This window comes from Streptomyces sp. NPDC060198 (genome assembly GCF_042728415.1).
GTDB lineage: Bacteria > Actinomycetota > Actinomycetes > Streptomycetales > Streptomycetaceae > Streptomyces.
In genome coordinates, this window is record NZ_JBHWZJ010000002.1 from 102641 (window position 1) to 113477 (window position 10837).

Here is a 10837-nt window from a genome sequence, read left to right on the forward strand (position 1 = left end):
GATGACGTCCCGCACCCCGGCCGAGACCTTCCGCGCCCTGCACGACCGGCCCGACCGGGCCGACCCGCTGGTGCTTCCCAACGTGTGGGACGCGGTGAGCGCCCGCGCCTTCGCGGCGGCCGGGTTCCCCGCCCTCGCGACCACCAGCTCCGCGGTCGCCGCGGTGCTGGGCCACGACGACGGCGGACACACCCCGGCCGACGAGATGTTCGCCGCCGTCACGCGCATCATCCGCTCGGTGGACGTCCCGGTCACCGTGGACATCGAGTCCGGCTACGGGCTGCCGCCCGCCGAGATCGCGGAGCGGCTGCTCGCCGCGGGAGCGGTCGGCTGCAACCTGGAGGACACCGACCACGCCGCCGGGAAGCTCCGCGACGCCCACGAACAGGCCGCTTTCCTCGCCGAGTTCACCGAAGCGGCGGACGGACGGCTGGTGCTGAACGCGCGGATCGACACCTTCCTGCACGGGGACCGTGACACGGGCGCGGCGGTCGAGCGGGCCCGCCTCTACGTCGAGGCCGGCGCGCACGTCGTCTATCCGATCCTGGCACCCGCCGAGCTGCTCCCCGAACTCGCCGGCGCGGTCGCCGTCCCGCTGAACGCCCTCCACCGGCCGGGCGGCCCCACTCCCGCCGAACTCGGAAGGCTCGGGGCCGCGCGTGTCACGTTCGGCGGAGGACTCCACGACCGGGCGACGGCCGCGCTGGCCGACATCGTCCACTCGATCGCTCGTCCCTGACCCCGCCGCCGGGCGCGGTACGGACGAGGGTGTGGTCCCGGCTCACCACGCGTAGGCCTCCGGCGCGGGCCGGTGCCCGGGGAAGATCTCGTCGAGCCGGGTCAGCGCCTTGGGCTCCAGCCGCACCTCCAGCGCCGCGACCGCGTCGTGCAGTTGGTCGAGGGTGCGGGGGCCCACCACGGGCGCGGTGACCGCGGGTTGTGCCAGCAGCCAGGCGAGCGCGACGTGACCCGGCTCCCGGCCCAGCTCGGCGGCGAAGTCCTCGTACTCCTGGATCTGTGAACGCCGGGTCTCCAGCGCGGCGGCGGCGCGGTTGGCCGTGCGCCGGACACCGTCGCGCTCCTGGCGCAGAACCCCGCCCAGCAGCCCGCTGTGCAGGGGCGACCAGGGCATCAGCCCGATGCCGTAGTGCTGGGCGGCGGGCAGCACTTCGAGCTCGACGGTGCGCTCCAGCAGGTTGTAGACGGACTGCTCGCTGACCGGACCGAGCAGACCCCGCGCACGGGCGGACTCCTGGGCCGCCGCGAGGTGCCAGCCGGCGAAGTTGCTGGAACCGAGGTAGGTGATCTTCCCCTGGGTCACCAGGACGTCCATCGCCTGCCAGATCTCCTCCCAGCGGACCGACCGGTCGACGTGGTGCATCTGGTAGAGGTCGATGTGGTCGGTGCGCAGCCGCCGCAGGCTCGCTTCCACGGCCCGGCGGATGTGCAGCGCGGACAGCCCGCCGTCATGGGGCAGATCGTTCGTGCCCGAGTAGACCTTGGTGGCGAGTACGGTCCGCTCGCGCCGGCCGCCGCCCTGGGCCAGCCAGTCGCCGATGATGGTCTCCGTGCGGCCCGGCTGCTCCGGCCAGCCGTACAGATCGGCCGTGTCGACGATGTTGATGCCGAGGTCGAGGGCGGTGTCGAGGATGCGATGGGCCTCAGCCTCCTCGGTGTGCACGCCGAAGTTCATGGTGCCGAGGACGAGCCGGGAGATCTTGAGGCCGCTTCGGCCGAGCTGGGTGTACTCCATGGTGAGCCTCCATCAAGCCGGCCGGCGGTGCGGAGCGATGCCCGACCACCGGCTTCAGGTGGTCGGGCGGGGTGTGCCGAGCGGCGCTCACGCACCGGCGAAGTCGGCGGCGTGGTCCTCGGCCCACCGCGTGAACGTGCGCGCGGGCCGCCCGGTGATCTCGGTGACGGTCGGCAGTACCGGGAGCGCGGTGGAGGGGTCCTTCTCGGTCTCGGCCCACTCGCGCAGCAGGTCCCCGGCGATCCCCGGCCGCAGGAAGCGTTCCGCGTCGGCCCGCCACTGTTCAGGGGGTATCCGTTCCACGCGCAGGGGGCGCCCGACGGCCTTGCCGATCGCCGCCACCTGTTCGGCCTGCGTGACGAGCGCCGGGCCGGTGAGCGTATGACGGGCGCCGTGGTGCCCGTCGTCCAGGAGGGTGCGCACCACCGCGGCGGCGATGTCCGCCTCGTGGATCACGGGGCAGACCGCGTCCGGGTGGGGGAGTCCGACCACGCCCCGGTCGCGGAGAGCCGAGGCCCACCACAGGGCGTTGGTCGCGAACGGCGCGGGGCGCAGCACGGTCCACTCGGCCGGTCCGTTCGTGGCCAGGGCGTCTTCCGCCTCCCGGTAGCGCGGGAGGACCCACGAACCGAGGTCGCGCTCGGTGTGCCCGGCTGCCCAAGCCCCGGTGAACAGGACGACTCTGCGCACTCCCGCGCGCTCGGCCGCTCCGGCGAACGCGCCGATGGCGGGGAGAACCGGGAAGAGGAACGCCCTCTCCACGCCGTCCAGCGCCGCGGAGAGGCTGTCCGACGACGTCAGGTCTCCCTCGATCACCGTCAGCCCCGGGCGTGGTTCGACCTGCTCAGGGCGGCGCGTCAGTACGCGTACGTCCTTTTCGGTGGCGAGCAATTCCCGAACGATGTGACGGCCGGTTTTCCCGGTCGCCCCGGTCACCAGAATCGACATGGCGGAAGCATAGAAAGATCCACACGTTTTTTCGAGGGAGTCCATTTTTCCCGTGGACCCTCCGACGTGCGGGATCCTTTTTGGCCGGGCCCTTCGGGCCGCACCACCCTCTTCTCCGCACGGTTCCGCGCGCCGGCGGCACGAGGGGTGACGGAAGGGGCCGCTGCCGGGCCCGGTAGCCCGGCAGCGGTGTCGGGGCGGTGTCAGGCGGCGGAGTCCATGGGGGCGGGGGGCCGGGCCTCCTCGACGGTGCGGGCCCGTTCCTCCAGCTGCTGAGCGGCGTGCCGCCAGGCAGCGGCGCACTCGCGGGCGGCCGAGGCGACCTGCCCGACCCAGTGCGGCGGTATCTGGTCCACCAGTTCGCCCCACCGGTTGGTGGCCACCGCGTTGGTGTCCAGCAGCCGCAGCAGGAAACGGCCGTGATCGGTGAGGCGCACCGACGGGTCCCGCTTCAGCGTGTGGAGCGTCTCTGCCATCGCGAAGGAGGTGACGGCGGCCTCGTGGTCGCACGGGTCCTGCGCGGCGCGGGCGCTGACGCCGCGACGGGCCGGAAGCAGCGGACTGGTTCCCTTCTGTACCCTCTTGCGCACATCGCGGGCGGTTGCCAGCGACAGGCCGCTCTCCTTGGCGATCTCCCGGAGACTGGCTTCGGGATGGGACAGGGCGTACTCGCCGGCGAGCCTGCGCCGTTCCGCGGTGTCCAGGACGCGGGACTTGCCGTCCCGCCCGATGCGGACGTTCAACTGGAGAAGCGCGTCACCCGAACGCCTGCGGATGGCGCCGACCGTCTTCGGGGAGAGCCCGGCGACGGTGGCGATCATCCGGTCGGACCACTCCGGATGCGACCGCATGATGCGCAGTGCCGCGGCGTTGCGGTCGGAACGGGTCAGCGGCAGGCCGTGGTTGGCGTTGCGGTTGACAGCGAGCAGGAAAGCTTCGGCGGCGGTGCCGTCGAAGTACTGCACGTCGATGTGTGTCCGGCCGTTGATCCTGGCCGCCCGAATCCGGTGTATGCCGTCGACTACCCGTGACGTCGCGCGGTGGACGATGATCGGGGGCAACGGCGAGACGCACTGGGCGAGTTGCTGGACGTGTTCCTCGCTCTCACCCGCGAGGCGGGGCGAGTCGTCGGTCACCAGCGCGTCGAGTGCCACGCTGGTGACGGGAAGACTGTCTGCCTGGGCGTCCCATAGTTCGGCCGACTCACAGGTGGGGGGCACCGGTGGGGCGGCCTCCCTGGATTCGGTCAGAGCCATTCTCATTCTCCTTTTTCAACGGTCCGTTGTACTGGGGTGAACAGGCTGGGAGGGACGCGCAGGCCGGAAGACGGTACGGAGTCATGAGCCTCGGTACCGTCCGACCCGATGTGGGTTCGTGGGGGGTGCCGCCTATCCGCTCTGCCCGGGTGCGTGGTTGCACCGACAGAGCGAGGGCACGCCGAACCCCGGCCGCCCGGGAGGTGCAGAGGCGATGCCACTGCGAAGGGCGGGCGTGCCGGGGCGAGGTGGAGCGATCCGCGGACCGGGGCATGACGCATGACGGATTCGCGGTATGCGTGTCATGTGTCGATCAGCCCCCGTCTGGCTTTCGATCCTTTGCGCACGATATCCGTCCATGATGCTCCGTCAAGACCCGCTCTCGGCCGGATCACCGGCTCGACGGAAGCGGCGCCGGAGGCAGCACCGATACCAGACACGTCGTCAAGGGTCTTTTCCGGAAGGCCTGTTGACGGACCACGATCGCGAATGTCCGAAAGTGGACGTTCGTCAGCTCGTGGGTGGCCGGAACTCCGGCTGGTCGATGATGCGCTGCCAGCTTCCGTCGGCCTGGCGGCGGACCACCTGTGCGCGGGCCCCCGAACCGTCCTTCGGAGGCGTGGCCGTCAGCGCGATGTCGCCGAAGACGAGGGTCGGAAGGGGCTCCTCCTCCTCGAAGTGGGGCGCGTGGGAGAGCACCTTCTCCCACAGCTCGCGAATGGCTTCCCGGCCCACCGTCGTGCTCCCGGGCGGGTACGCCATCACCGCCTCCTCCTCGTACAGTGCGGCCAGGCCGGCGGCGTCTCCGGCGTTGGCGCGTTCCACGAAGAGACGGGTGATGTCCTCCGGCTTGAGAGCCTTTTCGTTCTCGGGCACGATCTTCCTTTCGGGTGGCCGAATTCCGGCTCCTCCATGTTCCAACGTGGCTGGGATCACGTCCAATCAATCGTCTGGATCGCCTCTATAATCAGGGGTTATGGAGCTCAGGCAGCTGAAATATTTTCTGGCCGTGGCCGAAGAATCCAACTTCACGAGAGCGGCCGAGCGCGTGCACGTCAGCCAGCCCGGGATCAGTGCCCAGATCCGGCAGCTGGAGAACGATCTGGGCACCACGCTCATCGACCGGTCGGGCCGCAGCGCCGGGCTGACCGCCGTGGGCGAAGTGGCCTTCGACCACGCACGCGCGGTGCTCGCGGCCGTGGAGGCACTGCGGCACGCGGTCGACGAGATGAACGGGCTGGTCCGCGGCCGGCTGGTCGTGGGCATGGTGACGGCGTGCACGGTCACCCCGCTGTTCGAAGCGCTGTCCAGCTTCCACCTGGCCCACCCCGGAGTCGAGATCAGCCTGATGGAGGACGACTCCGTGAAGCTGGTCGAGTACGTCCGTGAGGGCACGGTCGACCTGGCCCTGATCGGGGCCGCGGGCCGGGCGCCGGAGGACCTGGACGGCCAGCAGGTGATCAGCGAGGCGATCGTCGCGGCGGTCCCGCAGGGACACCCACTCGCGGCGGAGAGCGGTGTGACGCTCGCCGAGCTGAGCGCCTACCCGGTCATCTGCCTCCCCAAGGGCACCGGCATCCGGGCCGTGCTGGACCAGGCCTCGGCCGCCCGGGGGCTGACCCCCACCGTGGCCCTGCAGGCGAGCGCGCCAGGAGCGGTGGTCCATCTGGCCGAACGCGGCCTGGGAGTGGCGGTACTGTCCGAATCCATGGTCGCCCAGCACCCGCAGCTGACGACCGTCCCCATCACCGACGCCGACATCGCGGCGGTGCTGGCGCTGATCTCCGCGCCCACGAAGAGCCCGGCGCTGCGGGAACTGCTCGTGCACTGCCGGGAATCCTTCGGAGCGCCCGAGCCCAAGGCGCTGGTACGGGCCGGCAAGGCAGCCGGATGACGACGCCCGGCCCGTACCCCTCCGCGTGGAGGAGCACGGGCCGACGTCACGCCGTGCGTACCGGCGCGCGCGGAGGTCAGCCCTCCGCGGCGACCGCCGACGGGGCGGTGGTGTCGGGTGCCGGAGCCTTGGGGGCCTGCGCGGCCTGGAAGTCCTTGGCACGGATCAGTACCAGCGACAACAGGCCACCCAGCAGGGCGAGGCCGGCCGAGATGGTCAGCAGGGTGTTCAGACCGTCGACGTAACCCTCCACGGCGAGCCGCTCCACGGTCTCCCGCTGGGCCGGCGGCACCAGGGCTGCCGCCTGCTCGATCTCCCCTCCGCGTACCAGCGCGGCGAGGCGGTCGCCCTGGCCGGCGACGCCCTCCACACCCGCCAGACCGTCGCGGAGGCGGTCGCCGATGATCACGGCGAAGGTGGACCCGAGAATGGCGACACCGGCGCTCACGCCGAGCTGCCGGAAGGTGCCGCTGACGCCCGACGCCATCCCGGAGCGGGAGAAGTCCACGACGCCCACGGCGGTGGAGGCGAGCGGCGGGTTCACCAGGCCCGCACCGATCCCGCCCAGCACCAGGCCGGGGATGAAGTGCTCCCAGCCGGTGTTCTCGTCGATCCGGCTCATCAGCAGCAGGGCGACGCCGACGAGGATCAGGCCGACGCCGATCAGGATGCGGGCCGGGATCTTCGCGCTGACGCGGCCCGCGATCAGCGAGGCCACCAGCATCGACAGGGACGCGGCCAGCAGGCGCACACCGGTCTCCAGCGAGGAGTACTGCAGCACCTCCTGGAAGTAGATGGCCAGGAAGAGGAACATCGCGAAGAGCGAGCCGTTCATCGCGAACGCCGCGACGGAACCGCCGACGAAGGTCGGGATGCGGAAGAGCTTCAGGTCGAACATCGGCTGCTCCACCCGCGACTCGACGACGAGGAAGGCGAGCAGCAGCACACCGCCGACGATGAGGAACGTCACCGCGCCGGAGTCGCTCCAGCCCTCCTCACCCGCACGGATCAGGCCGTAGATGAGGGTGGCCAGGCCCGAGGTCAGCAGGACGAAGCCAGGCCAGTCCAGACGGCGCGCGAACGGCGACTTCGCCTCGTCCACCCGCAACGCGATGATCAGCGCGACGACGATGCCGACCGGCACGTTGATCAGGAAGATGCCGCGCCAGCTGATGCCGCTGGAGATCAGGCCGCCCGCGACCGGACCGATGGCGGACGCGAGGCCGGTGACCATGCCCCAGATGCCGAACGCCGTGCCGCGCTCCTTGCCCTCGAAGCTGCCGGCGAGCAGGGCCAGGCCGGTCGCGAACATCACCGAGCCGCCGACCCCCTGGAGGATCCGGGCGAGCACCAGCATCAGGGGCGACTGGGCGAGACCGCAGAGCAGGGAGGCGAACGTGAACAGGACGACGCCGATGGAGTAGAGCCGCCTGCGCCCGAACCGGTCCGCGATCGTCCCGCTCGTGAGCAGCAGCGCGGCCAGCGCCAGCGCGTACCCGTCGATCACCCACTGGAGATCGGCGAAGCTGGCCTCCAGGTCCGCCTGCACGTCCGGCATGACGACGTAGACGATGGTGGTGTCAAGCAGGAGCATGAACGTCCCGCCGCACACCCCCAACAACGTCCACCATTTCTTATGCATCTTCGTTCCTTCTGCTTGTCGAGCGGATCCGACGGGACCGGGGCCCGTCGGAGCGGGGAGGGGCCGGGGCGGCGTTCAGGCCGGGTCCGGCGGGATGTTGTGGTTGAGGCGCAACAGGTTCTGGGGGTCCCACACCGACTTCAGCCGCCGCAGCCGCCGGTAGTCGTCGGGGGCGTAGGCCAGGGCCACCTGATCGGGTGTGGCGTTCGAGCCGTAGAGGAAGTTGAGGGACCGTCCGGTGGTGAGCGGCGCCAGGGCGCCGGTCAGCCGTGAGTGGGCGGCGGCTACCTCGCCGGCCGTGTCCGGCGTGACCCGGTCGAGCACCGCGAGCAGGTAGGCGGCGTCCCGGTTGCCGACGCTGTTCGCCGGCCGGGGCGCCCGGCCGAGGGCGCCGCCGAGGTGGCGCAGCTCGACGATGCTGTTGACCGGCGCACCGGGCCCCGTCATGGCGAGGATCTGGTGTACACGGTCCTCGTCCAGGCCGCTGAGCATCGCGTTCGTGCCGGTGTACGCCGCGGGTGGGACCGGGTCGTTGTGGATGCTGCCCGACTCGGTGTACGGCAGCACGCGCACCGTGTCCGCCAGCCGCGGGCCCAGCGCGCGCAGCGGCGCGATCAGGCGCTCGCCCTCCGCGGCCTCGCCCAGGAAGGAGATCCGCACGTGGACGACGTACCGGCCCCGCAGCGGCGGGGGAAGCGCGGGCACGTCGGGCAGCGGGACCAGGGCGAGCGAGGAGGTCATGTCCTCGGGGACACCGGCGGTCCAGCGCAGCCAGGTGTTCACCGCCTCCTCGGCCAGGGAACCGTCGAAGTAGAGGGCGCCGCCGTACAGCCGCTCGACCGGCACCAGGCCGACTTCCATGGAGGTGACCACGCCGAAGTTGTCCCGGCCGCCGCGCAGCGCCCAGAACAGGTCGCTCTCCCGGTCCGCGTCGATGTCCCGCACCCGGCCGTCCGTGGTGACCGCGCGGATCCGCCGCACGTGGTCGGCGGCGTAGCCGTAGCGCCGGGCCAGCAGCCCCAGCCCGCCGCCGAGGGTGTACGCGACCGCGCCGACGTGCGGGGCACTGCCACTGAGCGGGGCGAGGCCGTGCGGCGCGGCGGCGGTCACCACCTGCTGCCAGCTGACACCGGCGTCCAGGAGCGCGGTACGGGACACCGGGTCGATCCGCACCCCGGACATCCGACGGGTGCTGATCAGCACCCCGCCGTGCGCGGGGAGGGCAGGGCCGTGCCCGGTGGCCTGGACTCCGACCGGCAGGCCGTGGGCGGCACCGAACTCCACCGCGAGCCGCACGTCCTCCTCGTCGACGGCGCCGATCACCACGGACGGGGCGTGCGGCCGGAAGGTCTGGTAGCGGACACGTTCCTCGTCGTAACCGTCGTCGCCTGCGGCCAGGACGGGGCCGCGGACGCTCCCGGCGAGCTTGCGCGCCGCCGCCGGGTCGCCCCACGGGGCGTCGGTCCGGGGTTGAGGAGTCACGGTGGGCGTTCCTTTCGTCGAGGGAACGACCGTGCCGCCGAGGACGGGGGATTCTCGGCGGCACGGTGGTCCGCTGTCTCATGGTCGTGACCGAATGGTCAGAAGTCCAAGACCTAGATTTTTGGGTTGAGCTAACTTCTGCTTATGGCTGGGAGTGGCTCGGCCCGTCCTTCGGAAGGACCCGCCCACGGCCCCGGGGCACCACCGACGGCGACCGCGACCGCGAAGGCGTAACGGGAGGTCGTCCCGTCCCCGACCACCGCGTAGCGGTCCCCGGCCCGGGCCCACAGGCCATCGCCGTGGGGCCGCAGGCGGACACGCCAGAAGAGGCCGCCGTGGCCCTCGTGGCACTCCGTCAGCGCCTTGAACGCGGCCTCCTTCGCGGCGAACAGCCGCCGCAGCCGCTCCCGGTCGCCGTCCGGCCACAGCAGCGCGCGCTCGGTGTCGTCGAGCAGGAACCGGTGCAGCCGTGCCTCCGGCAGCCGGAACTCCAGATCGACACCGACGCCCGGAGCACCCGGGGCCACGGCGGCCACTGCCAGGCCGTGGGTGTGGGAGACGGAACCGGCGTAGCCCCGGGGGAAGACCGGGGCACCGCTGCGTCGGCGCCCCACCGAGGTGGTCGCGCACCCCGCGCGCCGCAGCGCCGCGGCAGCCGCCGTGCGGCCGGCCCGGTGCTGCGCGGCGGTGCCGCCCGGCGGGCCGACCGGCACCGTCTCCACCAGCACCCGCTGGGGACGCCCGGAGCCCCCGAGCAGCCATTCGCTCGGGGGCTCCGCGGACGGCTGCCGTTCAGTCACCCGGACCGGCGACCCGCTCGATGAACGCCACGACCTCCCGCTGGAACCACTCCGGCTCCTCCAGGAACGCCAGGTGGCCACCGCGCGGCACGGTCACGGTGGTGGTGTCGGGGAACAGCCGGGTCATCTCCTCCACCGCGCTGGTGGAGAGGGAGAAGTCGTCGCCGCCCACGAACAGCAGAGTGGGCTGCTTCACCCGGGTCATGATCTCCGGGTCCAGCGGCGCCTTCACCGACACCGCCAGACCGGCCCGCAGCGACTCCACCGAATGGATGCCGAGGAAGTTCTGCTTGCGGCCCATGAAGCCGATCGGGCCCGCCTCCTCGACCGCGAGGTCGCCGGAGACCAACGGGTACAGCGTGTCGTAGAGGACCCCCAGCCCGGACGTGTCCAGGGTCTTCAGCCATGCCTTCGTGATCCGGCGCAGACGCTGTGCCCCGTGCGGGCTCATCGCCGGTCCGGCCAGGACCAGCCCGTGCACCCGCTCGGGATACGCCACGGCGAAGTCCCGGCACACCAGGGTGGAGAACGACGTGCCCACGAGCACCGCCTTCTCCAGCCCCAGATCGTCGAAGAGCGCCTTCAGGTCGGTGATGTGGTCCTCCCACACCGGCTCGCCCTCCTGCGGACTCGAATCCCCCTGGCCCCGGAGGTCGTACGAGGTCAGCCGGGCGGTCGACGCCAGATTCGCGGTGTACGACCGCCAGGACTTGCGGTCCATGAAGAAGTTGTTGACGAGGACGACGTCGGGGCCGTTGCCGCGTCGCTCGTAGGTGAGCTGGATGTCGTCGTTCACCCGGACCGTTCCGGTCTCGATGGCGTCGTCGACGGTCGTGTGGGTCATCGGTTCACCTCAGGCGGGGGCAGGTCGGACGGGGGAGCCGGCCGACGGGCGGCCGGACGGGCCGCGATCCCGTGCGGTGGTCGCGGCCGGAAGAGCGGTGGACGTCCGGCGGGTCGGGGGCGGGCCACCAGCCCCCCCCCCCCCGCCCGCGTCCAAGGCGGGTGGTGGTAAGAGCGCCCCCCCCCCCCCGGGGGGGGCCCGCGGGGCCACCACCCCCC

At 71.8% G+C, this 10837-nt stretch carries 10 protein-coding genes; 2 read left to right on the forward strand and 8 right to left on the reverse strand.

The features are described 5' to 3' along the window. Window position 1: 1 nt before the first annotated feature. Window positions 2-739 carry an isocitrate lyase/phosphoenolpyruvate mutase family protein gene (locus ACFWEP_RS00805; RefSeq protein WP_387363373.1) on the forward strand — a complete coding sequence of 246 codons (738 nt, stop codon included), beginning with the start codon at window positions 2-4 and terminating at the stop codon, window positions 737-739. Between the two features lie 42 nt (window positions 740-781). Here the strand turns inward: ACFWEP_RS00805 and ACFWEP_RS00810 are convergent, their stop codons facing one another. From ACFWEP_RS00810 to ACFWEP_RS00825, 4 genes are all read right to left on the reverse strand, one after another. After that, window positions 782-1753, reverse strand: coding sequence for an aldo/keto reductase (locus ACFWEP_RS00810; RefSeq protein ID WP_387363376.1), 972 nt, complete (start codon window positions 1751-1753; stop codon window positions 782-784). Between the two features lie 87 nt (window positions 1754-1840). Next, window positions 1841-2701, reverse strand: a complete 861-nt coding sequence (locus tag ACFWEP_RS00815; RefSeq protein ID WP_387363379.1) for an SDR family oxidoreductase — start codon at window positions 2699-2701, stop codon at window positions 1841-1843. Between the two features lie 203 nt (window positions 2702-2904). Then, the gene (locus tag ACFWEP_RS00820; RefSeq protein ID WP_387363382.1) at window positions 2905-3957 is read right to left on the reverse strand and encodes a hypothetical protein; all 1053 of its coding nucleotides are present in this window, start codon (window positions 3955-3957) and stop codon (window positions 2905-2907) included. Between the two features lie 510 nt (window positions 3958-4467). After that, window positions 4468-4833 (reverse strand): YybH family protein, encoded by a 366-nt coding sequence (locus ACFWEP_RS00825; RefSeq protein ID WP_387363385.1) that lies wholly within the window; start codon window positions 4831-4833, stop codon window positions 4468-4470. Between the two features lie 100 nt (window positions 4834-4933). On the opposite strand from ACFWEP_RS00825, the gene ACFWEP_RS00830 reads away from it, so the two are divergent. Next, complete coding sequence (locus tag ACFWEP_RS00830; RefSeq protein ID WP_387363388.1) at window positions 4934-5851, forward strand: LysR family transcriptional regulator; 918 nt, start codon at window positions 4934-4936, stop codon at window positions 5849-5851. A 76-nt stretch (window positions 5852-5927) separates the two neighbouring features. On the opposite strand, the gene ACFWEP_RS00835 is transcribed toward ACFWEP_RS00830, so the two are convergent. The 4 genes from ACFWEP_RS00835 to ACFWEP_RS00850 all read right to left on the reverse strand — a co-directional run bounded on the left by ACFWEP_RS00835 (window position 5928) and on the right by ACFWEP_RS00850 (window position 10619). Then, a complete protein-coding gene (locus ACFWEP_RS00835; protein WP_387363391.1) occupies window positions 5928-7493 on the reverse strand; it encodes an MFS transporter in 1566 nt (521 codons plus the stop codon). Between the two features lie 75 nt (window positions 7494-7568). After that, the gene (locus tag ACFWEP_RS00840) at window positions 7569-8975 is read right to left on the reverse strand and encodes an FAD-binding oxidoreductase (RefSeq protein ID WP_387363394.1); all 1407 of its coding nucleotides are present in this window, start codon (window positions 8973-8975) and stop codon (window positions 7569-7571) included. Window positions 8976-9106: 131 nt separating this feature from the next. Further along, window positions 9107-9775 carry a 4'-phosphopantetheinyl transferase superfamily protein gene (locus tag ACFWEP_RS00845; RefSeq protein ID WP_387363397.1) on the reverse strand — a complete coding sequence of 223 codons (669 nt, stop codon included), beginning with the start codon at window positions 9773-9775 and terminating at the stop codon, window positions 9107-9109. Beyond that, on the reverse strand, window positions 9768-10619 hold the full coding sequence (locus ACFWEP_RS00850) for an alpha/beta fold hydrolase (protein ID WP_387363400.1): 852 nt from the start codon (window positions 10617-10619) through the stop codon (window positions 9768-9770). The genes ACFWEP_RS00845 and ACFWEP_RS00850 overlap by 8 nt, the downstream gene beginning before the upstream one ends. Window positions 10620-10837 lie beyond the last annotated feature (218 nt).